Source organism: Streptomyces sp. NPDC018693 (assembly GCF_044391385.1).
Lineage (GTDB): Bacteria > Actinomycetota > Actinomycetes > Streptomycetales > Streptomycetaceae > Streptomyces.
In genome coordinates, this window is record NZ_JBIRZZ010000004.1 from 682948 (window position 1) to 707676 (window position 24729).

Genomic DNA, 24729 nt, shown 5'->3' on the forward strand with positions numbered 1-24729 from the left:
GACATGTGTGGCATCGCAGGCGCATACCGATGGCCGGACGGGAAGGCCGTGACCGACCGGCTCACCGACACCCTCGCCCACCGCGGTCCGGACGGGGCGGGCCGGTACAGCCACCCCGCCGGTGACGGCGAAGTGCACCTGGGGCACCGCCGGCTGGCCATCATCGACCTGTCCGGGACCGGCGCCCAGCCGATGGCCTCGGGCGGCCTCGTCCTGACGTACAACGGCGAGCTGTACAACGCGCCGGAGCTGCGTGCCGAACTGGCGGCCGCCGGGGTGCGCTTCCGCGGTACGTCCGACACGGAGGTGCTGCTGGAGGCGTGGCGGCGGTGGGGCACGGACTGTCTGCCCCGGCTGCGCGGCATGTTCGCGTTCGGGATCTTCGACGAGCGGACCGGTGAGCTGGTGCTCGCCCGCGACCAGCTCGGCATCAAGCCGCTGTTCCTGCTCCGGCGCGGTGAGGGCCTGGTGTTCGCCTCCGAGCTGAAGGCGCTCGCCGCCGTGACCGGTGGGTCGCTGGAGGTGGACCGTGCGGCGCTGGTGGCCTCGCTGCTGTACTACTGGGTGCCGGACTCGCGGTGCGCGTTCCGCGAGGCGGAGAAGCTGCCGCCGGGGTCCTGGCTCCGCTGCCGGCCCGACGGCCGGGTGGAGCGCGGCCGGTACTGGAGCCTGAAGGACGTCGCCGCCGAGGGCCGGGAGCGGGCCCGCAGCGGTGAGCAGCCGGACCTGGCCGCCGTCGTCGAGGAGTCGGCCCGGCGCCACCTGCTCTCCGACGTGCCCGTGGCGACCTTCCTCTCCGGCGGGCTGGACTCCAGCTATCTCACCGCGCTGGCGGCCCGCCACCAGCCCGGGATCTCCGCCTACACGATCGGTTTCCGCGCCGAGGACGCCAGGTTCGAGGCGATGCCGGACGACCTGCGCTACGCCCGGCAGGTGGCGGAGCGGTTCGGCGTCGACCTGCGGGAGATCGAGATCGCTCCGGACGTGCTCGACCTGCTGCCGCGGATGACGTACCACCTGGACGAGCCGATCGGCGACCCCGCCGCGATCAACACGTTCCTGATCTGCTCGGCCGCCCGGGAGGCCGGGGTGAAGGTGATGCTCTCGGGGATGGGCGCCGACGAGCTGTTCGCCGGGTACCGCAAGCACCTGGCCAACCTGCTCGCGTTGCGCTACCAGCGCGTCCCGCGGCCCCTGCGGCGCGGGGTGTCCGCGGCCGTGGACCGGCTGCCGGTCGCGACGAGCCGGCGGGGGTACCGGTCGGTGCGCTTCGCGAAACGGTTCCTCTCCTTCGCCGAACTGCCGGAGGAGACCGCGTTCCGGCGCAGCTACACCATGTACGACCGGGGCGAGCTGCTCGCCCTGCTCGACCCGGACCTGGCCGGGACGGTCGAGGACGTGCTGACCGAGCACGCGGACGTCTACCGGGACAACGACCTCGACGACTTCGTCAACCGCATGTGCCTGGCCGACGCCCGGATGTTCCTGCCGGGCCTGAACCTCACGTACACGGACCGGTCGAGCATGGCCGCGTCAACCGAGGTGCGGGTGCCGTACGTGGACGTCGAGGTGGTCAGGGCGGCGTTCGCCGTGCCCGGGGAACGCAAGATCGTCGGGCGGCAGGGCAAGGCCGTCCTCAAGGAGGCGGCCGCCTCGGTCCTGCCCCGGGAGATCGTGTATCGGCCCAAGGGCCTGTTCAGCGCCCCGCTGCGGGCCTGGATGAGCCGGGATCTGGCACCGCTGGTGCGGGAGGTGGTCAACGACGGCGAGCTCGTCCGTTCCGGGTTCCTGCGCCGCGACGCGCTGGCGCGGATGGTCGCCGAGGACGCCGCCGGGCAGCGGGACTTCTCCAAGCATCTGTGGCATGTGCTGACGCTCGAGTACTGGTATCGCGGCGCGACTTCTGGGGAGTTTGGGTGAAACAGGTCGTACAGAACTACAAGAGCGGCGAGCTGGCGCTGCTCGACGTGCCGGTGCCGGGGTGCAAGCCGGGCGGTGTGCTGGTCCGCAGCGCCTACTCGCTGATCTCCACGGGCACCGAGCTGATGAAGGTGTCCGAGGCCGGCATGTCGATGCTGGGCAAGGCCCGCTCCCGGCCGGACCAGGTGGCCAAGGTGGTGCAGAGCGTGGCCACCAACGGGGTGCCCGCAACCTACCGCAAGGTGATGGGCAAGCTGGACTCCTACACGCCGCTGGGCTACTCGCTGTGCGGGGTGGTCGAGCAGGTCGGCGCCGGGATCGACGACGTGAAGGTCGGCGATCTCGTGGCCTGCGCCGGCAATGAGCACGCGCTGCACGCCGAGCTGAACTGGGTGCCGAAGAACCTCTACGCCCGGGTGCCGGACGGCCTGGCCCCGCGGCACGCCGCCTTCGGCACCGTCGGGTCGATCGCGCTGCAGGGCGTCCGCCGCGGCGAGCCGCAGCTCGGCGACGTGGCGCTGGTCATCGGCCTCGGGCTGATCGGGCAGCTGGTGGTGCAGCTCCTCGCCGCCTCGGGCGTCCGGGTCATCGGGGTGGACCCCGACCCGGTGCGCTGTGAGCTCGCCGAGCGCCTGGGCGCGGCGGCCTGCGGCGATCCCGCCTCCGCGGCCGTGGAGACCGCCGTCGCCGAACTCACCGGCGGCCTGGGCGTGGACCAGGTGTACCTGGCCGCCGGCGGCGGCAGCAACCAGCCCGTCGAGCTGGCCGCCCGGCTGAGCCGGGACCGCGGCCGGGTCGTCGACATCGGCAAGTGCCGCCTGGACCTGCCGTGGAACGCGTACTACGAGAAGGAGCTGGACGTCCGGTTCTCCCGCAGTTACGGCCCCGGGCGCTACGACCCGGAGTACGAGCTGGAGGGCCGGGACTACCCGATCGGCTATGTGCGCTGGACCGAGCGCCGCAACCTGGCGTGCTTCCTCGATCTCCTCGCCCGTGGCAGCGTCGACGTGGAGCCCCTGGTCTCCCGCATCGCCGACTTCGATGACGCCGTCGAGACGTACCAGCGCCTGAAGGACGGCGACCTGAAGGCCGTGGCCGTGCTGTTCCGGTACCCCGAGCACGCCCCCGAAGCACCGGCCCCGGCAGTGGCCGTGCCCGCGGTGAACGTGAAGCGGAGTCCGGCCCGGGGCGCCAGGACGCCGGTGCGCCTCGCGTTCGTCGGCGCGGGGAACTACGCGTCGTCGATGCTGCTGCCACACCTGGCACAGCGCGACGGCGTCAAGCTGTCGACCGTCGTCACCACGACGGCGCTGTCCGCGGCCAACGCGCAGCGGAAGTTCGGTTTCGACGAGGCGACCACCGATCTCGACGCCGTGCTCGGCGACACGTCCATCGACGCGGTGTTCGTGGTCACCCGGCACAGCTCGCACGCCGAACTGACCCGGCGGGCGCTGCTCGCCGGCAAGACCGTGTTCGTGGAGAAGCCCCTGGCCCTCACCGAGGACGAGCTGGCCGGTGTGCTCGCGGCGGTGGAGGAGTCCGGCAACGACCGGCTGCAGGTGGGCTTCAACCGCCGGTTCGCGCCGCTGCTGCGGGAGGCCAGGGAGCGGTTCGGCGCCCGGACCGGTCCGGCGAGCCTGCGCTACCTGGTCAACGCGGGCCGCCTCGACCACGGCAGCTGGTACCTCCGGCAGGGCAGCGAGGGCTCGCGGTTCACCGGCGAGGGCGGGCACTTCATCGACACGGCGAGCTGGCTGCTCGACGCCGACCCGGTCTCGGTGTACGCGGTCACCACGCCCGGCGACGAGGATCTGCAGGTCGTGCTGCGCTACCCGGACGGCTCCACCGCCACCATCAGCTACGTCACCAGCGGCCCGGCCGGCTTCCCCAAGGAGACGCTGGACCTGCTCGCGGACGGCAAGGCGCTGCGGCTCGACGACTTCGTCCGCGCCTCGGTCCACGGCCGCAAGCGGTGGGTCAGTTCGCGGCTGCCGAAGGCCCGGGACAAGGGCCAGAACGCCGAACTGGCCGCGTTCGTCAAGGCCGTGCGGACCGGCGGACCGATGCCGGTGCCGCTCCCGTCGCTGGTCGCCACCACCGCGGCCACCCTCGCCGTGCGGGCCGGCCTGGCGGGCGGCGCGCCGGTGACGTTGGCGGGAGCGCGATGAGCATGAGCGCGGGCTGGTACCTGCGGCGGCTGTCCCGGATGGGGCCGCGGGAGGTCGGCGGCCGGGTGGGCGACGCGGTGCGCAGACGACGATGGCGCTCGGCACGGCCCGGCTGCCCGAGCGTGACCGGCGCCCGGTTCACCGCCGTACTGCCCGCGGGGACGATCGCCGCGGTGCCACCGGACGCCGCGAAGCGCCTCCTTGCCGAGGCGGACCGGCTGATGGCCGGGCACGCCGAGTACTTCGGGGTGGTCCGCGACGACCTGGCCGACCCGGACTGGTGGTACGACCCGAAGACCGGGCGCCGGGCTCCGTGGGGCTACGCCTTCGACGTGCCGTACCGCAGTGAGGACGCGGTCGGGGACATCAAGCAGATCTGGGAGCTGTCCCGGCACCAGTACCTCACCGTGCTCGCCGCCGCGTACGCGATCACCGGGAACGAGCGGTACGCCGAGCGGGTCGCCGAGCATCTGCGGTCGTGGTGGGCGGCCAACGCGCCGCTGCGCGGGGTGCACTGGACCAGCGGCATCGAGCTGGGGATCCGGCTGCTGTCCTGGGTGTGGATCCGTCGGCTGCTCGACGGCTGGCCGGGCGCGGCCGGGCTGTTCGAGGGCAACCCGGTGGCGCTGAACCAGATCTGGCACCACCAGCGCTGGCTGGCCGCCTTCCCCAGCCGGGGTTCCTCGGCGAACAACCACGTCATCGCCGAGGCCGCCGGGCAGTTCGCCGCGGCCTGCGCGTTCGGGTGGTTCCCCTCCTCGGCGCGCTGGCGGGCCGAGGCGCTGCGGTCGCTGGAGCGGCAGCTGCGCGGCAACACCTTCGGCTCCGGTCTCAACCGCGAGCTGGCCACCGAGTATCACGGACTGGTGCTGGAGCTGGGCCTGGCCGCGGTGGCCGAGGCGGATGCCGCCGGTGTGCCGGTTCCCGCGTCGGTCCGGCTGGTGCTGCTGCGGATGACCGACGCGCTCGCGGCCGTGGTGGACAGCCGGTTACGGCCGCCGCGCCAGGGGGACGCGGACGACGGACACGGCCTGGTCGTGGACGGCGCGGGCACCGACCGCTGGGGCTCGCTGCTGGCCACCGGGGACGCCGTGTTCGGCCGGCTCGACTGGTGGCCGGCGGTGACCGGCACCGATGTGCGCACCCCGCTGCTGGCCGCCTTCGTCAAACCCACTGAACCGGCCGTGACCCGCCCGGCAAGCCGCCCCGCGCACTTCCCCGACGCGGGCATGACCATCCTGCGCGGTCCGGGGGGAACAGGTGAGATCTGGTGCCGCTGCGACGGTGGTCCGCACGGCTTCCTGTCCATCGCCGCGCACGCCCACGCCGACGCGCTGTCCGTGGAGGTCCGGCACGACGGGGTCGATGTGCTCGCCGACCCGGGGACGTTCTGCTACCACGGGCAGCCAGAGTGGCGGCAGTACTTCCGGTCGACCCTCGGTCACAACACGCTGCGGCTGGACGGCGCCGACCAGTCCGTCTCCGGCGGCCCGTTCCTGTGGACCCGGCACGCCCGCAGCCGCGTCCTGGCCGCGGACGTCTCCGAGGCGGGCGTGTCCCGCTGGTGCGCCGAGCACGACGGTTACCGGCCCTCGGTGCACCGCCGCCGGGTGGAGCTGACGGCCGCGCGCCAGGAGCTGAGGGTGGTCGACGAGGTGCGCGGCCCGCACCGGGCCGTACAGCTGGCGTTCCATCTCGGCCCGGCGATCGCCGCGGACCTGGTGGGGAACCGGGCGGTGCTCACCTGGACCCGGGAAGGCGAGGACCGCTCGGCGGCGCTCGACCTGCCCGGGCAGCTGTCCTGGCGGGCGCATCGCGGGGAGACCGACCCGCCGCTGGGCTGGTACTCCCCCGGCTTCGGCCGCAGGGAACCCACCACCACGCTGCTCGGCACCGGCTTCACCGACGGCACGGAGACGTTCACGACCGTGCTCGGGTTCCGCGGCTAGGGAGGACGGACGCGTGGGGATCAAGTGGCGGCGCCGGGCGTGGCCGGCGGCACCGCTGGCGCTGGCCCTGCTGGCGGCGACCGGCTGTGACGGCTCGCCGGGCGCACGGCCGAAGCCGACCGGCGCGCCGTCCACGTCCGTGGCCCGGGTGTGCGCCGAGCCCGCGGCCGGGCCGGCGAAGGCGCCGGCGGGCGCGGTGACCGTCGACCCCGCGGTGGTCGGTGACCTGGCCGCGAAGACCCGGAGCAGCCCCCCGCACACCACGTTCTGGCTGCGACCGGGCAGCCACCGGCTCGCCCAGGACCGCTACGCCCAGGTCGTCCCCAAGGAGGGGAACACCTACCTCGGCGCGCCGGGCGCGGTGCTCGACGGGCAGAAGACCAACCAGTACGCGTTCGGCGGCACCGCCCGTGACGTCACCGTCCGCCACCTGACCGTGCAGGGTTTCGCCGCGCCGCACGACGAGGGCGTGGTCAACCATGACTCGGCCGACGGGTGGGTGATCGAGCACACGACGATCCAGCACAACTCCGGCGCCGGTCTGATGGCCGGTGCCCGCCAGCGGGTCCGCGCCAACTGCCTGCGCGGCAACGGCCAGTACGGCATGAACGCGTACAAGGCCGGCGGCCGGATCAGCGGCCTGGTGGTCGAGGGCAACGAGATCGTGGGCAACAACACCGACGACTGGGAGCGGCGGCGGCCGGGCTGCGGCTGCACCGGAGGCGTCAAGTTCTGGGCCGTCGACGGCGCCGACGTACGCGGCAACTGGGTGCACGACAACCGCGGGGCCGGGTTGTGGGCGGACACCAACAACAACGACTTCCGCATCGAGGACAACCTGCTGGAGGCCAACGACGGTGCCGCGCTGATCTACGAGACCAGCTACAACGCGGTCATCCGCGGGAACACGATCCGGCGGAACAACTGGGTCGAGGGCCGCAGGGAAGCCGACCGCGGCGACACGTTCCCGTTCGCGACCGTCTATGTGTCCGAGTCCGGCGGCGAGCCACGGATCCCGGCCCGCACCGACAAGATCGAGATCCACCGGAACGTGCTGGAGAACAACTGGTCCGGGATCACCCTGTGGGAGAACGCCGACCGGTTCTGCAACAGCCCGGCCAACACGTCGTCCGGTGAATGCACATTGCTGGTGAAGGACACCGGTCGCTGCGCACAGCCGGCGATCGCCACCGCACCGCTCTACGCCGACTGCCGGTGGAAGACCCAGCGGGTGGACATCCACGGCAACCGCTTCGTGCTGGACAAGACCGTCGTCGACTGCACGGTGAAGTGCGACCGCATGGCGGTGCTGGCCAACTACGGCACCTACCCGGACTGGTCGCCGTACCAGGGCGAGCGGGTGGCCGAGGCGATCACCCGCGAGCAGCACAACCGCTGGCACGACAACGTCTACGTCGGACCGTGGACCTTCGTCGCCCACGACCCGAGCCGGATCCTCGACGTCGGTCAGTGGCAGGGCGCGCCGTACCAGCAGGACGCGGGCAGCACCTTCCGCGCGCGGGACGGTGGTTGAGATGGGTGCGGACCGCACGCCGAAGATCGTCGGGACCGTCTGGGGGCTGCTGGTCCTCAACACGCTCGGCTCCGCCGGGGCGAGGACCATCGTCCCGCTGCCCCGCTCCCTCATCCAGATGGTCACCATGGGCGCGCTGGTCGTCGCGTTCGCGCTGGCGCTCGCGGTCAATCTCCACCTGCGCGTCCGGGCCAGCGCCTTCCTGTTCCTGCTGACCCTGCTGCTGGTGCCGAGCGTGATCTCCAGCGCGGACCTGGAGTCAGGGTTCGGCGCGCTGTTCCGGTGCGCCCGGCTGGCTCTCTTCGTCGGCACGCTGTGGCTGCTCAGCCGCTGGTGGGACGGCGGCCCGACGTTCGTACGGCACCACATCCGGATGTACTTCGCGGTCCTCGGGTCGGTGGCCGTGGGCCTGGTCGTCTCACCGGGCGCGGCCCTGCCCGAGCTCTACGGCGGGCGGCTGGTCGGCGCGTTGTGGCCGCTCACCCCGCCGCAGATCGGACAGTACGCGGCGGTGATCACCGGGCTCACCGTGCTGCTCGTACTGGGCCGCCGGACCGACAGGGCCGGCGCGGCGGTGGTCATCGTGCCGTCACTCGCCCTGCTCGCGCTGACCCATACCCGGACGGCCACGATCGGCCTGCTCGTCGGGCTGACGCTGGCGATCGCCTCGCTCGTCCTGACCAGCGCCGCCGCCCGCCGGTTCTTCGCCTGGGCGGTGCTGTGCGCCACGGTGGCCGCGGTGGGGTTCGGCTCCGCGCTGCAGGCGTGGTTCCTGCGCGGACAGAGCCGGGAGCACTTCTCCAGCCTGACCGGCCGGGCCAAGGTCTGGGACGCCCTGCTGGCGGCACCCCGGACGACCTCGGAACAGCTGTTCGGCGCGGGCCTGGGCGACAAGTCGTTCGGCGGCCTGCCGATCGACAACAGCTGGCTGGCCGTCTACCACGAGCAGGGGCTGACCGGTGTCGCCCTGGTGGCGGCGATCGTCGTCGTGCTGGGCGGCGTCGCGTTGCTGCGGCCGCCGTCGCTGCCGAGGGCCTGCGCGGTCTTCCTGATCAGCTACTGCGGGATCGCGTCGTACACCGAGGCAGGGCTGGGCGACGCCTCGCCGTATCTGCTGCATCTGGCGGTGGCCGCCTCGCTGCTGGTGTCCCCTGCCGCGGCCGCTCCCCTCGCGGCGTCCGAAGTCCCCCGACGACGCATCCCGCGATGGGCCCGGAAAACGGAGGTGACCTGAGCTTGCACGTCCTCGTGGTGCACAACCGCTACGCCTCGGCGCAGCCGAGCGGGGAGAACAACGTCGTCGACCAGGAGGTGGCGCTGCTGCGCGGGGCCGGCCACCGGGTCGAGGTGTTCGAGCGGCGCAGCGACGACATCGCCGCCCGGTCCCTGCTGGGCAAGGCCGCGCTGCCGCTCCTCGTGCCGTGGAACCCGGCGGTCCGCGCGGAGCTCGCCGCCCGGCTGCGCGCTGAACGGCCGGACGTGGTGCACGTCCACAACGTCTTCCCGCTGCTGTCACCGGCGGTGCTGGCCGCCTGCGCCGACGCCGGCGTGCCCGCCGTCGCCACGCTGCACAACTACACCCAGGTCTGCCCGCCCGGCACGCTGCAGCGGGACGGCCGGCCGTGCGCCGAGTGCGTCGGGTCCGCGCCGCTGCCCGCCGTCCGGCACGGCTGCTACCGAAACTCCCGGCTTGCGACGGTGCCGCTCGCGGTCAGCCTGTCGGTGAACCGGCGGCGGTGGTGGTCCGGCGTGGAGCGGTTCTTCTGCATCTCCGCGGCGCAGCGCGACGTCCTGGTGCGGTCCGGCATGCCGGCCGAGCGGCTGGCGGTGAAGCACAACTTCGTGCCCGACCCGGGCGTCGGCCGAGAGGGCGCAGGCGAGCATCTGCTCTACCTAGGCCGGCTCGCGGAGGCCAAGGGCGTGCGGGTGCTCATGGCCGCGTGGGACGAGATCGCGGCGAGCGGCGGTGTGGGCGTACCGCTCGTGATCGCCGGCGCGGGGCCACTGGAACGGGAGGTGACCGCCTGGGCGGCGGGCCGCGACGACGTGCGCCACGTCGGCCTGTACGACCCGGCGCAGTGCCGGAAGGCCATCGCGCGGTCGGTCGCCGTGGTGGCTCCCTCGACCTGGCTGGAGGCGTTCGGCCTGGTGGTCGTGGAGGCGATGGCGGCGGGGGTGCCGGCCGTCGCCGCCGGTCACGGGGCCTTCGTCGAACTCGTCGAGGACGGGGTGACCGGGCTGCTGCACCGGCCGGGGGATCCCGCCTCGCTCGCGTCCCGCATGCGCCGGATCACGGACGAGCCGGCCCTGGGCAGGGAGATGGGCCGGGCGGCCCGGCGCCGTTACGAGCAGGGCTTCAGCCCGGCCGTCGGGCTGGAGCGCCTGCTGGATGGATACCGCACCGCGATCGCGGGTCGGACGGAATCAATGGGGGGCAGTAGATGACACGATGCCGACTCTGCGGCTCGGCGGCGCTGGCGAGCGTCGTCGATCTGGGGGCGACACCGCCGTGCGAGAGCTTTCTCGCCGCGGACCAACTGGACCTGCCGGAGCCGGCGTACCCGCTGCACCTGCGGGTCTGCACCGACTGCTGGCTGGCGCAGATCCCGCCGCTGATCACGCCGGAGGAGACGTTCAAGGAGTACGCGTACTTCTCCTCGTACTCGACGTCCTGGGTGGAGCACGCGCGCACGTTCGTCGACGACGCCGTACAGCGCCTGGGTCTCGGTCCCGACGCGTTCGTCGTCGAGGTGGCGAGCAACGACGGGTACCTGCTGCGGCATGTGGTGGACCGGGGCATCCGCTGCCTGGGCATCGAGCCGTCGGTGAACGTCGGCGCCGCGGCGCGGGACGCGGGTGTGCCCACGCTCACCGAGTTCCTGGACCCGGCCACCGGCGCCGCCGTCCGCGCCGAGCACGGCCCGGCGGACCTGGTCGTGGCCAACAACGTGTACGCGCACATCCCCGACGTGGTCGGGTTCACCCGGGGGCTGCGCGCCCTGGTCGCCGACGACGGCTGGGTCTCCATCGAGGTGCAGCACCTGCTGACCCTGATCGAGGAGAACCAGTACGACACGATCTACCACGAGCACTTCCAGTACTACACGGTCGCCTCCGCGACCCGGGCCCTCGCGAGCGGCGGACTCACGCTCGTGGACGTCGAGCTGCTGCCCACGCACGGCGGCTCCGTCCGGCTGTGGGCCCGGCCGGCCGAGGCGGCCGGGGAGCCGACCCGGCGAGTGGCCGACGTACTGGAACGGGAGAAGGCCGCCGGGCTCCAGGAGCTGTCCGGGTACACCGAGTTCTCCGCGCGGGTGGCCAAGGTGCGCCGGGACCTCCTGAAGTTCCTCGTCGAGGCGGCCGAGCGCGGCGAGACGGTCGTCGGCTACGGCGCCCCGGGCAAGGGCAACACCCTGCTCAACCACTGCGGCATCCGGCCCGACCTGCTCCCCTACACGGTCGACCGCAACCCCTACAAGCACGGCAGGTTCACCCCCGGCACCCGCATCCCGATCCTGCCGCCCGAGCGGATAGCCGCCGACCGACCGGACTACGTCCTCGTCCTGCCCTGGAACCTGCGGGCCGAGCTGGTCGAGCAGCTGGCCTTCGTGCACGACTGGGGCGGCCGGCTGGTCTTTCCCATACCGGAACTGAGCATTGTCGAGGTCAAGCGATGAAGGTCGTTCTGTTCTGCGGCGGTTACGGGATGCGGATGCGCAGCGGCGCCTCCGACGACGTGCCCAAGCCGATGGCGATGGTCGGCCCCAGGCCGTTGATCTGGCACGTCATGCGCTACTACGCGCACTTCGGGCACACGGAGTTCATCCTGTGCCTCGGGTACGGGGCCCACCACATCAAGGACTTCTTCCTCAACTACGAGGAGACGACGTCCAACGACTTCGTCCTGCGGGGCGGGAAGACCGAGCTGCTGTCCACCGACATCGCGGACTGGACGATCACGTTCGCGCAGACCGGCATCGAGTCACCGATCGGGGAGCGGCTGCGCCGGGTGCGGCACCACCTGGACGGCGACGAGATGTTCCTCGCCAACTACGCGGATGTGCTCACCGACGCCCCGCTGCCGGAGATGATCGACCGGTTCGCCCGGCGCGACGCCGGTGCGTCGATGATGGTGGTGCCGCCGCAGTCGTCGTTCCACTGCGTGGACCTGGGCGACGACGGCCTGGTGGGGGGCATCACCGCGGTGAGCGAACTGCCGCTGTGGGAGAACGGCGGCTACTTCGTGCTCCGCCAGGAGGTGTTCGACCACATCCCGGAGAACGGGGACCTGGTCGCCGACGGATGCGCGCAACTCGCCAAGCGGGGCAGGCTGGTGGCCTACCAGCACCGCGGGTTCTGGAAGCCGACCGACACCGTGAAGGAGCGGGCCGCGCTCGACACCGCCTACGTCCGGGGCGACCGCCCGTGGGCCGTGTGGGAGCGGGACGGCGCGGGGGTGGGTGCGTGATCGGGCTCGGCGCGGGGCGCCTGGACCGGGTCGTCGCGGTGGGCGCGCACTGCGACGACATCGCCATCGGCGCCGGCGGCACGCTGCTGACGCTGTGTCACGCCCGCCCCGGCGTCCGCGTCGACGCACTGGTGCTCTCCGGCGGTGGCAGCGAGCGGGAGCAGGAGGAGCAGGCCGCGCTCGCCGCCTTCTGCCCGGGCGCCGACCTGCGGCTGACCGTGCACAAGCTGCCGGACGGCCGGCTACCGGCGCACTGGGAGGAGGCCAAGGCCGCGGTCGAGGAGCTGCGCATGCGCACCGAGCCGGATCTCGTGCTGGCGCCGCGCACCGATGACGCGCACCAGGACCACCGCGGCCTGGCGAAGCTGATCCCCACCGCGTTCCGCGACCACCTCGTGCTCGGCTACGAGATCGTCAAGTGGGACGGCGATCTCGGCCGTCCGGCGGCGTACCAGTCGCTGTCACCGGAGATCGCCGAGGCGAAGGTGCGGCTGCTGCAGGAGCACTACCCCTCGCAGCGGCACCGGCCCTGGTACGACCGGGAAGCTTTCCTCGGGCTGGCCCGGATCCGCGGCATCGAATGCCACGAGCGATACGCCGAGGCGTTCGCCGTCACCAAACTCATGCTCAACCTGGGGGGTTGAACCGTGCGCGTACTGCTGACCGGACACCAGGGCTACCTGGGCACCGTCATGGCCCCGGTGCTTACCGCCGCCGGACACGAGGTCGTCGGCCTCGACTCCGGCCTGTTCGCCGACTGTGTGCTGGGCCCGACGCCCGCGGACCCGCCGGGGCAGCGGGTCGACCTGCGCGACGTCACCGCCGACCACGTGGCCGGGGTGGACGCCGTGATCCACCTGGCCGCTCTCTCCAACGACCCGCTGGGCTCGCTGGCGCCGGAACTCACCTACGACATCAACCACCACGCGTCCGTAAGGCTGGCCCGGCTGGCCCGCGACGCCGGAGTGCGACGCTTCCTCTACGCCTCGACCTGCTCGGTCTACGGCGCCGCGGGCGGCGACGACCTGGTGGGCGAGGACGCCCCGCTGCGCCCGGTGACACCGTACGCGGAGTCCAAGGTGCGGGTGGAGGACGACCTGCACGCGCTGGCCGACGGCGACTTCAGCCCCGTCTTCATGCGCAACGCCACCGCCTTCGGCCACTCGCCCCGGCTGCGCGCCGACATCGTGCTGAACAACCTGGTGGGCCACGCGCTGCTGTCCGGCGAGGTGCTGGTGCTCTCCGACGGCACCCCCTGGCGGCCGCTGGTGCACGCCGCCGACATCGCACGGGCGTTCACGGCCGCGCTGACCGCGCCGCGCGCGGCGGTGCACGACCGGGCGTTCAACATCGGCAGCGAGATCAACAACGTCACGGTCGCCGAGATCGCCGGGCAGGTCGCCGAGGCGGTGTCCGGCGCGAAGGTGGTGATCACCGGGGAGACCGGTGCCGATCCGCGGTCGTACCGGGTGGACTTCTCCCGGTTCCGCGCCGCGATACCCGGCTTCGACTGCGAGTGGACGGTGAAGCAGGGCGCGCTCGAACTCGCCGACGCCTACCGGAAACACGGGCTGACCCGCGAGGACTTCGAGCGCCGCTTCACCCGGCTGGCCGTGCTGCGCGCGGCGTCCGAGGCCGGTGCCGTCGACGACACCCTGCGGTGGCGCGGATGACGGCGTCGGCCGGCGAGGAGATGTACGCGCTGGTGGAGCGGCTGTACCCGCTGTGCCGGAGCATCACGGGCGACGGGGTGCGCGCCACCCTGGACATCGTCGGCGAGTACCTCCCGCTGACGGTGCACGAGGTGCCGACGGGGACCCAGGTGCTCGACTGGACGGTGCCGCAGGAGTGGAACATCCGGGACGCGTACATCGCCGACTCCGCCGGCCACCGGGTCGTCGACTTCGCCGCGTCCAGCCTGCACGTGCTCGGCTACAGCGTGCCGGTGTCGGCGACCATGCCGCTGGCCGAGCTGCGCGGCCACCTGCACACCCTGCCGGACCACCCGTCCTGGGTGCCGTACCGCACCAGCTACTACCGGCCGGACTGGGGCTTCTGCCTGGCGCAGGAGACCCTGGACGCGATGCCGGACGGCGACTACGAGGTGCGCATCGACTCCACACTCGCCGACGGCCACCTCACCTACGCCGAGCATGTCGTCCCCGGGCAGGTCCCCGACGAGGTGATCGTCTCCTGTCACGTCTGCCACCCCTCGCTGGCCAACGACAACCTGGCCGGCATCGCCGTGGCGACGCAGCTGGCCCGGGCGCTGGCACAGCGAACGCCGTACCACACCTACCGGTTCCTGTTCGCGCCCGGCACCATCGGGGCGATCACCTGGCTGGCCCGCAACGCGGAGCGGGTGGAGCGGGTCAAGCACGGGCTCGTGCTGGCCTGCGCCGGGGACCCGGGCCAGTTGACGTACAAGCAGAGCAGGCGCGGCGACGCCGAGATCGACCGGGTGATGCGGCATGTGCTGGCCGCCACCGAACGCCCGCACCGTGTCGCCGAGTTCACTCCGTACGGCTACGACGAGCGCCAGTTCTGCTCGCCCGGGTTCGATCTGGGCGTGGGCTCGCTCACCCGGACCCCGTACGCGGGCTATCCCGAGTACCACACCTCGGCGGACAACCTGGACTTCGTCTCCCCGGAGGCGATGGCGGACACGCTCGCCGTCTGCCGCGAGGCGTTCGCCGTGCTGGACCGCAACCGGCGGTATCTGAACCTCAGCCCTTACGGCGAACCGCAGTTGGGCCGTCGTGGGTTGTACGACGCGCTCGGCGGCCGCAGCGACACCAAGCAGGCCCAGATGGCCATGCTGTGGGTGCTCAACCTGTCCGACGGCGAGCACGGTCTGCTGGACGTCGCCGAGCGATCCGGGCTGCCGTTCGACACCGTCGCCGCCGCGGCCGACGCCCTGCACGGCGCCGGGCTGATCAAGGCATGACGCCGATGACCGCCGAGGGGAAGCCTGCCCGCTCCGCCCGGCGGGCCGTCGCCGGCCGGCTGTCCTGGGGCCTGGCCGACCAGGCGGCCTCCAGCCTGACCAACTTCGCCGTGGGCATCCATGTGGCGCGCTCGCTCGGGCCGGCCGCGTTCGGCGTGTTCAGCCTGGCCTGGGTGACCTACGGCGTGGTGCTCAGCGTCTCCCGGGGGCTGGCCACCGACCCGCTCGTGGTGCGCTTCAGCGGCGTGCCGGACGCCTCCTGGCGTGGTGCGGTGGCCCGCTCGTCGGGTACCGCGCTCGGCGTCGGCGCGGCCATCGGCGCGGTGTGTGTGGTGGTCGGCCCGGCTCTCGGCGGCAGCGTGGGGCCCGCGTTCACCTGTCTCGGTGTCATGCTGCCGGGGCTGATGCTGCAGGACGCCTGGCGGTACGCGTTCTTCGCGGCCGGTACCGGGCGGAAGGCGTTCGTCAACGACGTCGTGTGGGGCGTCGCGCTCGTCCCGGCCATGGTGGTGGCGGCCCGCGTGGGCAGCGTGGCCGCTTATCTGCTCGCCTGGGGCGTGTCCGCCGCGGTGGCCGCGGTGTACGGCTGCCTCCAGTCAGGGATCCGGCCGCGGTTGACCGGAGCGCGCGCGTGGGTGCGCGAGCACCGCGACCTCGGCTACCGGTACCTGGTCGAGAACACCTGCGTCAGCGGTGCGAGCCAGCTGCGGGCGTACGGACTCGGCGCGATCGTCGGAGTCAGCGCGGTGGGCGTGGTCCGGGGCGCCGAGCTGCTGCTGGGCCCGTTCCTGGCCGTGCTGATGGGGCTGTCGCTGGTCACCGTCGCGGAGTCGGCACGGGTGCTGCGGCGGGCCCCGCACCGGCTGGGCGCGTTCTGTCTCCTGCTGGGCGGCGCGCAGGCCGTCGCCGCGCTGCTGTGGGGCGTGGCGCTGCTGCTGGTGCCGGACCGGTTCGGCGAGCTGGTGCTCGGCGGCGTCTGGCACTCCGCCTCGGAGCTGATCGTGCCGGCCACGCTCGGCGTCGCGGGCGCCGGTCTCGGCAGCGGCGCGGCGGCCGGGCTGCGCGCGCTCGGCGCGGCCCGGCGCAGCCTGCGCTGCCAGCTGTTCGCGTCCGCCTGCTATGTCGGCGGTGGGCTCGGCGGGGCGGCCGCGGGCGGCACGGTCGGCTCGGCCTGGGGCGTCGCCGCCGCGACCGTCTGCGGCTCGGCCGTGTGGTGGCTGCACCTGCGGTTGGCCCTGCGCGCACACCACCACAACCCCCTCCCCGAAGTGAGGACTTCATGACCGCCCATCCCCGGCTGAGCATCGGCCTGCCCGTCTACAACGGCGAGGAGTACCTCACCGAGTCGCTCGACGCCCTCCTCGGCCAGACCTACGAGGACTTCGAGCTGGTCATCTCCGACAACGCCTCGACCGACGGCACGGAGGACATCTGCCGCGAGTACGCCGCGCGGGACTCACGGATCCGGTACATCCGGCTGCCCCGGAACATCGGCGCCGCGCCCAACCACAACTACGTGTTCACCGAGTGCCGCGGCGAGCTGTTCAAGTGGGCCTCGCACGACGACCTGTACGCCCGGGACCTGCTGCGGCGCTGCGTGGAGGCGCTGGACGAGCGCCCGGACGTGATCCTGGCGCACTCCGACCAGGCGGTCATCGACGGCGACGGCCGGGTGAAGGTCCCGTACGACTACGGGCTCGCCACCGACTCCCCGCACGCGCCCGAGCGCTTCCGCAGCCTGCTGTTCGAGCCCGGTGGCGACGACTTCTACGGGGTGATGCGGGCCGATGTGCTGCGCCGGGTGAAGCCGCACGACAGCTACCACCACGCGGACCGCACGTTCGTCGCCGAGATCACCCTGCACGGGCCCTTCCACCAGGTGCCGGAGCTGCTGTACTTCCGCCGCGACCACCCCACCCGCGCCGAGCGGGCGAACCCTTCCAAGCGCTCCCGGTGCGTCAACCTGGACCCGCGCCGGGCGGGCCCGCTGCATCCGACGCCCCGGCTGCTCGCCGAGTACGTCTGGGGTTTCGTCTCGGCGATCCGGCGGGCGCCGTTGTCCCCGGCCGACCGGCGCGCCTGCTACCGCCACCTGGCCGCGTGGATGACCAGCCGAATCCGGCCGGGCGCGGGCGAGCGGGTCGAGGACCGCGCCCCGGTCGACCCGAGACGCCTCACGGTCTCCGTCGACGCCCTCGTCGCCGGCCGCGAGGGGCGGCGGGCATGAGCACACCGACACGCATCGGGGCATTCGGCCTGCTCGACTCCGCCAAGCACGGCAACGACGGCTCACCGAAGGCCGCACCCGACTACCCCCGCGCCCCACACCCGAAGCAGGTCGAGGACCACACACCAGCCGACCCGAAACACCTCACCACCTCCCTCGACACCCTCGTCGCCGACCACGAGAGGCGACCGGCATGAAGACACCGAGACGCGTCGGGGTATTCGGCCTGCTCGGCTCCGGCAACCTCGGCAACGACGGCTCACTGGAGGCCGTACTCGGTTATCTCCGCGCCCAGCAACCCGAGGCGGTCGTGGACGCGCTGTGCGGCGGACCGGAAGTCGTCGAGAGCCGGTACGGGATCCCCGCGACGCGGCTGCACTGGTACCGCGGGGAGTACCGGACCGCGTCGCGCGCGGGCGCGATCGCCGCGAAGGGGCTGGGCAAGCTCGTCGACGCCGTCCGCACCGCCGCCTGGGTGCGCAGGCACGACGTGGTGATCGTGCCGGGCATGGGCGTCCTGGAGGCCACGTTGCCGCTGCGGCCGTGGGGCTTCCCGTACTCGCTGTTCCTGCTCTGCGCGACCGGCCGGCTGTTCGGCACCCGGGTCGCACTGGTCGGCGTGGGCGCCGCCCCGATCGGCAACCGGCCGACCCGGACCCTGGTGCGCTGGTCGGCGCGGCTGGCCGCGTACCGCTCGTACCGGGACACCCTGTCCCGCGACGCGATGCGGGCGATGGGCGTGGACACCGCGCGCGACGAGGTCTACCCGGACCTCGCGTTCGCCCTGCCGACGCCGGAGGCCGGCACACCCCCGGGCCCGCCGGGCGGCCCGGTCTGCGTCGGCGTCATGGACTTCCACGGCGGCGACGACGACCGGGCCCGGGCCGAGGAGATCCACCGGCGCTACCTCGACGGGACGACCCGGTTCGTCCGCACGCTGGTCGAGGACGGCAGGCCGGTCCGGCTGCTCACCGGCGACGAGTGCGACGCGCCGGTGGTCGCCGCGATCCTCGACGCGGTGGACTCGCCGCTGGTCACCGCCGCCGAAGCGGCCTCGCTGGCCGACCTGATGAAGGAGACGGCGGCTGCCGGGACCGTGGTGGCGACCCGCTACCACAACCTGGTCTGCGCGCTGAAGGTCGGCACTCCGACGCTCGCCCTCAGCTATGCGGCGAAGAGCGACGCGCTGATGGCCCGGATGGGGCTGGACGCGTACTGCCACCCGGCTCGCGAGGTCGACGCCGACCGGCTGCTGGAGCAGTTCCGGGCGCTGGAGAAGCGGTCGGCGGAGCTGCGGCGGACCCTCGCCGAGCGGAACCTGGCCGCCGCACGGCGTCTGGAGGACCAGTTCACCGCGTTGAGCACGGCCCTGTTCCCGTCATCCGACCACACCTCGCGGGAGACCCCATGAAGGCGACCGAAGTCCCGGCGATCGCCGGCGCATACCTGTTCGAGCCCACGCCGTACGCCGACGAGCGCGGCTTCTTCTGCCGCACCTTCGACGCCGACGTGGTCCGCTCGGTGGGCCTGGACCCGGACGCCTTCGTCCAGGACAGCCTGTCCCGCTCGGTCCGGGGCGTGCTGCGCGGCCTGCACCTGCGCTCCGGCGCCGGCGAGGCCAAGCTGGTGCGGTGCTCGTACGGGAGGATCTTCGACGTGGTCGTGGACCTGCGGCCGGACTCGCCGACGTACCTGGGCCGGGCCTGCTTCGCGCTGTCCGGCGACACGCAGGTGACCCTGTACATCCCGGCGGGATGCGCGCACGGCTTCCAGGCACTGACCGACACCGCCGACACCTCGTACCGGATCGACCGCCCGCACGACCCGGCCGAGGACGTGACGATCGCCCACGACGACCCGGAGCTGGCCGTCCCCTGGCCGCTGCCGGTCACATCAATGTCCCGGCGGGACCGGGAGGCGCCGGGCCTCGCCGAGGTCCTGAAGCAGATGGAGAGGTGAAGTCGGCGTGGACACCGAAGAGGGCATGGACACCGAAGAGACGGAAGGAACCGGAGAGTTCCTGCTCCCCCGGTCGCGGATGGCGAACGAGCGGCTGCACGCCCTGATCCCCGGGGGCGCGCACACCTACGCCAAGGGCGACGACCAGTACCCCGAGAACCTGGCCCCCGTCATCAGCCACGGCCGCGGCGCCCACGTGTGGGACGTCGACGGCAACCGCTACATCGAGTACGGCTCCGGCCTACGGTCGGTCAGCCTCGGCCACGCCCACCCACGCGTGATCGAGGCGGTGCGGCGGGAACTCGACCGCGGCAGCAACTTCGTGCGGCCGTCCATGGTGGAGGTCGAGGCCGCGGAACGCTTCCTGGCCACCGTGCCGACCGCCGAGATGGTGAAGTTCGCGAAGAACGGCTCCGACGCCACCACCGCCGCGGTGCGCCTCGCCCGCGCCGCCACCGGGCGCCCGCGGGTGGCCCTCTGCGCCGACCACCCGTTCTTCTCCACCGACGACTGGTTCATCGGCACCACGCCGATGTCCGCCGGCATCCCCGCGGCGACCACCGACCTCACCCTGTCGTTCCCCTACGGCGACCTGACCGCGACGGAGGAGTTGCTCACCCGCCACCAGGACGAGATCGCCTGCCTGATCCTCGAACCCGCCACCCACACCGAGCCGCCGCCCGGATACCTCGCCGGACTGCGCGAACTGGCCGACCGGCACGGCTGTGTCCTGGTCTTCGACGAGATGATCACCGGCTTCCGCTGGTCCGAGGCGGGCGCCCAGGGCCTGTACGGCGTCGTCCCCGACCTCTCCACCTTCGGCAAGGCGCTGGGCAACGGGTTCGCCGTCTCCGCGCTGGCCGGGCGCCGCGAGCTGATGGAGCAGGGCGGGCTGCGGCACTCCGGCGACCGGGTCTTCCTGCTGTCCACCACGCACGGCGCGGAAACGCACTCGCTGGCAGCCGCGATGGCCGTGCAGACCACCTACGCCGAGGAGGGCATCACCGCGCGCCTGCACGCCCTCGGCGACCGGCTCGCCGCCGGTGTCCGCGACGCCGCGGCGAGCATGGGCGTCGGCGACCACGTCGTCGTCCGGGGCCGGGCCAGCAACCTGGTCTTCGCCACCCTCGACGAGAACCGGCAGCCGTCGCAGCAGTACCGCACCCTGTTCCTGCGCCGGCTCCTCGCGGGCGGGGTCCTGGCCCCGTCGTTCGTGGTGAGCAGCGCGCTCAGCGACGCCGACATCGACCACACCGTCGACGTGGTGGCCCAGGCTTGCGCGGTGTACCGGAAGGCACTGGACGCCGCCGACCCCACCCCCTGGCTGGCGGGACGACCGGTGAAGCCGGTGTTCCGCCGCCTGGCATGACATCAGCGACGTTTGGGCGTACCGCTCTCAGCCATCCGGTCGACCACCCAAGCGGTCGCCGGCACCACCGCCAGCGCGGTGCACCAGCCGCCGATGACATCGGTCGGGTAGTGCGCGCCCAGGGCGACCTGCGCCCAGCCCATGGCGGCGCCGGCGACCAGCCCCGCGCCGGTCACGAGCACCGTGCCGGCCGTCCTGCCGAGGCCGAGCCGGCCGGTCGCGAGCAGCGCCACCACGAGGGCGAAAGCGGTGAGGAAGGCGGTGTGCCCGCTCGGGTAGGACAGGTTGCCGTCGCCGTGGATGGTGCGCCCCATCAGGGGCTTGAGCAGCGTCGTCGTCCCCACGGCCACGGCGGCCCCGACCACGACGAACACCGCCGCCCGAGGACGCCGAAGCAGCAGGCACCCCGTCACGGCGGCCCCGACCAGCGTCGCCGCTCCCAGGGGCTCCCCCAGGAAGTCCGTGGCCAGAGCGGTGTTCCGCCAAGGCGCCCCCACACCGCCCACCGCCGCCGAGATCCGCGCGTCCACCGCGGCGGGCTCACTGCCGCCGGCGAACCGGACCCCGAGCCCGACGACCACCAGCGCGGCGAGGGCGGCGATCAGCCCGAGCCACCCGCGCAGCGGCCGGGGCAGCACCACGGTCACAGGCACCGCGCGCCTATCGGACCGGCTCGAGAATCGCCACGCACTCCACGTGCGAGGTCATCGGAAACAGATCGAACGCCCGCAGCATCCGCACCCGGTACCCCCCGTCCCGGAAGTACCCCAGATCCCGCGCCAACGCCGCCGGATCGCACGCCACGTACGCGATACGGCGCGCGCCCAGGGACGACAGGTGGCCGACCGTCGACCGGCCGGCGCCCGCGCGGGGCGGGTCGAGGACGATGAGGTCGACCTCGGTGATGCCGGTGCGCGGGAGGACGGACTCGACCTTGCCCTGTTCGATGCGGACGCGGGGGAAGTCGGCGAGGTTGTGCCGGGCGTCCTCCACCGCGCGCTTGCCGGACTCGATGCCGAGCACCGCGCCCTTCTCGCCGACGCGGTCGGCCAGCGCGCCGGCGAAGAGGCCGACGCCGCAGTAGAGGTCGAGGGCCGTCTCGCCCTTTCGGGGCAGCAGGCCCTGCATCACGGCGGTCACCAGCGTGTCCGCCGCCTTCGGGTGCACCTGCCAGAAGCCGCCGCTGCCGACCCGGTACGTACGGCCGTCCGCGCGCTCGCGGACGAAGGGGCGCCCGTGGACCCGGTGGACGCCGCCGTCCTTCTCCCCGACGCGCATGACCGACACGGGCCGGTCCAGCTCGACGATCGGCAGCCGCGCGCCCGGCTCCGGCGTCAGGATGACCTGGCGGTCCTGCGAACCCGTCGCCGCGATCGCCTCCACCGACGCCATGCCGGTCCAGTCCCGCTTCTCGATGCCCAGCTCGCTGACGCCCTCGGCGGCGATCATGCAGTGGTCGATCGGCTCGACCTGGTGCGAGCGGTGCCGGCGCAGACCCGCGCGGCCGTCGGCGGTCACCGCGTACTGCACGCGCGTACGCCACTGCGGCACCTGCCCGGCGGGCAGCTTGTCGCCCTCCGCCGGCATCACCGTGCCGTCCCAGCCCGCCTCCTCGGGCGTGAGGCCCGCGAGGCGGTGCAGTTGCTCGGCGATCACCTCGCCCTTCATGCGTCGCTGGGCGCCCGGCTTGGCGTGCTGCCAGTCGCAGCCGCCGCAGCGGCCGGGCCCGGCGAAGGGGCAGGGGGCCTCGACCCGGTCCTTGGACGCCTCCAGCACCCGCACCGCGTCCGCGCGCAGGAACCGGGCGCCCTCCTCACCCTCGGTGACCCGGGCCACGACCCGCTCGCCGGGCAGCGTGTGCCGGACGAACAGCACCTGGCCGGCCTCGGTACGGGCGATGCAGTGACCGCCGTGGGCGACGGGGCCGACCTCGACCTCGTACTCCACGCCCACCAGCGACTTCTTCGGTTCTGCCTGCATGGCGGGGTGACTCCAGATCAAGAGAGGGCTACAGCGGCCGGTACCTCGGCCCGACAACAGCCCACCAGTCTACGTCCGCGGCGACTGCTCCTTCGCCGACTCCTCCGTCGCGGGCCCGCGCCGCACCGACCCCGGCGCGTTCCAGTCCTGCTGCTTGCGGGCGCGCCGCCTGGCCACCTCGGAGGACTGCAGCTGGTACGGCACCGACGTCACCATCACACCCGGCGTGAACAGCAGCCGGCCCTTGAGCCGGAGGGCGCTCTGGTTGTGCAGCAGATGCTCGTACCAGTGTCCGACGACGTACTCGGGGATGATCACGGACACCGCGTCGCGCGGCGACTTCCGGCGCAGCTTCTTGACGTAGTCGATGACGGGCCGGGTGACCTCGCGGTACGGCGAGTCGAGCACCTTGAGCGGTACGTCGATGCCGCGCCGCTCCCACTCGTCGCGCAGTGCCTTGGTCTCCGCCGGGTCCACGTTGACGCTGAGCGCCTCCAGGGTGTCCGAGCGCAGCAGCTGTGCGTAGGACAGGGCGCGCAGCGTCGGGCGGTGGATCTTGGAGACCAGCACGATGGAGTGCAGGCGGGAGGGGCGGACCGTGTCGTCGCTGGGGCCCTCGGGGGCCGCGATCTCGTCGGAGACCCGGTCGTAGTGCTTCCGGATCGCGGTCATGGTCACGTAGAAGATCACCATGCCGAGCAGGGACACCCAGGCGCCGTGCTCGAACTTGGTGACCAGGACGACGACCAGCACCAGGCCGGTGAAGAAGGCGCCGAACGCGTTGATCGCGCGGGAGCGGACCATACGGCGGCGCTGGGCCGGGTCGGTCTCGGTGGCCAGGTGGCGGTTCCAGTGGCGGACCATGCCGGTCTGGCTGAGCGTGAAGGAGACGAAGACACCGACGATGTAGAGCTGGATGAGCCGGGTGGAGTCGGCGTCGTAGATGATCGTCAGCAGTGCGGCCGCGCCCGCGAGCAGCACGATGCCGTTGGAGAAGGCGAGCCGGTCGCCGCGGGTGTGCAGCTGGCGCGGCAGGTAGCGGTCCTGCGCGAGGATCGAGCCGAGCAGCGGGAAGCCGTTGTAGGCGGTGTTGGCGGCGAGGAACAGCACCAGCGCGGTGGCGGCGGCGAGCAGCACGAAGAAGAAGGTGCCCTTGCCGAAGACGGCGGCCGCGACCTGGGAGATCACCGGGTCCTGGACGTAGGAGGCGCCGACCGGGACGCCGTCGCGGAGCAGGTCCTGGGCCGGGTTCTCCGCCATGTGCACATCGGTGGCGAGGGCCAGGCCGATGATCCCGCAGAACATGGACACCGCGAACAGGCCCATCAGGGCGAGCGTGGCCGCCGCGTTCCTCGACTTCGGCTTGCGGAAGGCGGGCACGCCGTTGCTGATCGCCTCGACGCCGGTGAGCGCGGCGCAGCCGGAGGAGAAGGAGCGCAGCAGGAGGAAGACCAGGGCGAAGCCGGCCAGGCCCTGGTGCTCGGGTTCGATGTGCAGTTCGGAGGTGGGGGCCTTCATGGTGTCGCCCATCACCAGGCCGCGGAAGGAACCCCACGCGATCAGCAGGAAGACGCTGGTGACGAAGACGTACGTCGGGATCGCGAAGAGCCTGCCGGACTCCTTCACGCCGCGCAGGTTCATCAGCGTGAGCAGCACGATGATGCCGACCGCGCACAGCACCTTGTGCTCGACGAAGAAGGGCACGGCCGAGCCGAGGTTCTCGACGCCGGAGGAGATCGACACGGCGACCGTGAGGACGTAGTCGACGAGCAGGGCGCTGGCGACGGTCAGGCCGGCCCGCGGGCCGAGGTTGGTGTTCGCCACCTCGTAGTCGCCGCCGCCGCTGGGGTAGGCGTGCACGTTCTGCCGGTACGACGCCACCACGGTGAACATCAGGATGACGACCGCGACCGCGATCCAGGGAGCGAAGTGGTAGGCCGACACGCCCGCGATGGACAGGACCAGCAGCACCTCCCCGGGCGCGTAGGCCACGGAGGACAGCGGGTCGGAGGCGAAGACGGGGAGGGCGATGCGCTTCGGCAGGAGCGTTTCTCCGAGCCGGTCACTGCGCAGTGCGCGCCCGATCAGGATCCGTTTGGGCACGTCGGTCAGTTTGGACACAGCAGAGGATCGTAAGCCTTCGACCTGGGAGCGGCACACTCCCCTGCCCGGATCATCCGGCGGTCGTGGCGTCGGCGGGGCCGCGCA

Annotated in this window: 20 protein-coding genes; 17 read left to right on the forward strand and 3 right to left on the reverse strand. The window is 72.6% G+C overall.

Annotated elements, in window-relative coordinates; translation table 11 throughout:
• Positions 1 to 3: 3 nt before the first annotated feature.
• Genes asnB through ACH5AC_RS14990 form a run of 17 tightly spaced genes read left to right on the forward strand, consistent with a single transcriptional unit; the run spans position 4 to position 20541 of the window.
• Positions 4 to 1920 carry an asparagine synthase (glutamine-hydrolyzing) gene (gene asnB / locus ACH5AC_RS14910; protein WP_398862162.1) on the forward strand — a complete coding sequence of 639 codons (1917 nt, stop codon included), beginning with the start codon at positions 4 to 6 and terminating at the stop codon, positions 1918 to 1920.
• Positions 1917 to 4088 (forward strand): bi-domain-containing oxidoreductase, encoded by a 2172-nt coding sequence (locus ACH5AC_RS14915; RefSeq protein ID WP_398862163.1) that lies wholly within the window; start codon positions 1917 to 1919, stop codon positions 4086 to 4088. Before asnB ends, ACH5AC_RS14915 begins: the two co-directional genes overlap by 4 nt.
• On the forward strand, positions 4085 to 6037 hold the full coding sequence (locus tag ACH5AC_RS14920) for an alginate lyase family protein (protein WP_398862164.1): 1953 nt from the start codon (positions 4085 to 4087) through the stop codon (positions 6035 to 6037). Before ACH5AC_RS14915 ends, ACH5AC_RS14920 begins: the two co-directional genes overlap by 4 nt.
• Positions 6038 to 6050: 13 nt before the next feature.
• On the forward strand, positions 6051 to 7571 hold the full coding sequence (locus ACH5AC_RS14925; protein WP_398862165.1) for a right-handed parallel beta-helix repeat-containing protein: 1521 nt from the start codon (positions 6051 to 6053) through the stop codon (positions 7569 to 7571).
• A gap of 1 nt (position 7572) precedes the next feature.
• Positions 7573 to 8805, forward strand: a complete 1233-nt coding sequence (locus ACH5AC_RS14930; RefSeq protein WP_398862166.1) for an O-antigen ligase domain-containing protein — start codon at positions 7573 to 7575, stop codon at positions 8803 to 8805.
• Positions 8806 to 8807: 2 nt separating this feature from the next.
• The gene (locus tag ACH5AC_RS14935) at positions 8808 to 10016 is read left to right on the forward strand and encodes a glycosyltransferase (RefSeq protein ID WP_398862167.1); all 1209 of its coding nucleotides are present in this window, start codon (positions 8808 to 8810) and stop codon (positions 10014 to 10016) included.
• Positions 10013 to 11248: a class I SAM-dependent methyltransferase gene (locus tag ACH5AC_RS14940; RefSeq protein WP_398862168.1), complete on the forward strand. Its 1236-nt coding sequence runs from the start codon at positions 10013 to 10015 to the stop codon at positions 11246 to 11248. Before ACH5AC_RS14935 ends, ACH5AC_RS14940 begins: the two co-directional genes overlap by 4 nt.
• A complete protein-coding gene (locus tag ACH5AC_RS14945) occupies positions 11245 to 12039 on the forward strand; it encodes a glucose-1-phosphate cytidylyltransferase (protein ID WP_398862169.1) in 795 nt (264 codons plus the stop codon). The genes ACH5AC_RS14940 and ACH5AC_RS14945 overlap by 4 nt, the downstream gene beginning before the upstream one ends.
• On the forward strand, positions 12036 to 12683 hold the full coding sequence (locus ACH5AC_RS14950; RefSeq protein WP_398862170.1) for a PIG-L deacetylase family protein: 648 nt from the start codon (positions 12036 to 12038) through the stop codon (positions 12681 to 12683). Before ACH5AC_RS14945 ends, ACH5AC_RS14950 begins: the two co-directional genes overlap by 4 nt.
• Positions 12684 to 12686: 3 nt before the next feature.
• A complete protein-coding gene (locus tag ACH5AC_RS14955) occupies positions 12687 to 13712 on the forward strand; it encodes an NAD-dependent epimerase/dehydratase family protein (protein ID WP_398862172.1) in 1026 nt (341 codons plus the stop codon).
• Entirely contained in the window at positions 13700 to 14986 is a 1287-nt protein-coding gene (locus tag ACH5AC_RS14960; protein WP_398862173.1) for a DUF4910 domain-containing protein, read from the forward strand. Before ACH5AC_RS14955 ends, ACH5AC_RS14960 begins: the two co-directional genes overlap by 13 nt.
• A complete protein-coding gene (locus tag ACH5AC_RS14965) occupies positions 14983 to 16269 on the forward strand; it encodes a hypothetical protein (RefSeq protein WP_398862174.1) in 1287 nt (428 codons plus the stop codon). Before ACH5AC_RS14960 ends, ACH5AC_RS14965 begins: the two co-directional genes overlap by 4 nt.
• A complete protein-coding gene (locus tag ACH5AC_RS14970; RefSeq protein ID WP_398862175.1) occupies positions 16266 to 17213 on the forward strand; it encodes a glycosyltransferase family 2 protein in 948 nt (315 codons plus the stop codon). Before ACH5AC_RS14965 ends, ACH5AC_RS14970 begins: the two co-directional genes overlap by 4 nt.
• Positions 17210 to 17410 (forward strand): hypothetical protein, encoded by a 201-nt coding sequence (locus ACH5AC_RS14975; RefSeq protein ID WP_398862176.1) that lies wholly within the window; start codon positions 17210 to 17212, stop codon positions 17408 to 17410. The genes ACH5AC_RS14970 and ACH5AC_RS14975 overlap by 4 nt, the downstream gene beginning before the upstream one ends.
• Positions 17407 to 18624, forward strand: a complete 1218-nt coding sequence (locus tag ACH5AC_RS14980) for a polysaccharide pyruvyl transferase family protein (protein WP_398862177.1) — start codon at positions 17407 to 17409, stop codon at positions 18622 to 18624. The genes ACH5AC_RS14975 and ACH5AC_RS14980 overlap by 4 nt, the downstream gene beginning before the upstream one ends.
• Positions 18621 to 19172, forward strand: coding sequence for a dTDP-4-dehydrorhamnose 3,5-epimerase family protein (locus ACH5AC_RS14985; protein WP_398862178.1), 552 nt, complete (start codon positions 18621 to 18623; stop codon positions 19170 to 19172). The genes ACH5AC_RS14980 and ACH5AC_RS14985 overlap by 4 nt, the downstream gene beginning before the upstream one ends.
• A gap of 25 nt (positions 19173 to 19197) precedes the next feature.
• Positions 19198 to 20541, forward strand: coding sequence for a glutamate-1-semialdehyde 2,1-aminomutase (locus ACH5AC_RS14990; RefSeq protein WP_398862231.1), 1344 nt, complete (start codon positions 19198 to 19200; stop codon positions 20539 to 20541).
• Between the two features lie 2 nt (positions 20542 to 20543).
• Here ACH5AC_RS14990 and ACH5AC_RS14995 read toward each other — a convergent pair whose 3' ends face one another.
• From ACH5AC_RS14995 to ACH5AC_RS15005, 3 genes are all read right to left on the reverse strand, one after another.
• Positions 20544 to 21194, reverse strand: coding sequence for a phosphatase PAP2 family protein (locus tag ACH5AC_RS14995; RefSeq protein ID WP_398862179.1), 651 nt, complete (start codon positions 21192 to 21194; stop codon positions 20544 to 20546).
• Between the two features lie 7 nt (positions 21195 to 21201).
• Positions 21202 to 22521: a class I SAM-dependent RNA methyltransferase gene (locus ACH5AC_RS15000; RefSeq protein ID WP_398862181.1), complete on the reverse strand. Its 1320-nt coding sequence runs from the start codon at positions 22519 to 22521 to the stop codon at positions 21202 to 21204.
• 69 nt (positions 22522 to 22590) lie between these two features.
• On the reverse strand, positions 22591 to 24642 hold the full coding sequence (locus tag ACH5AC_RS15005; protein ID WP_398862183.1) for an APC family permease: 2052 nt from the start codon (positions 24640 to 24642) through the stop codon (positions 22591 to 22593).
• Positions 24643 to 24729: the final 87 nt, after the last annotated feature.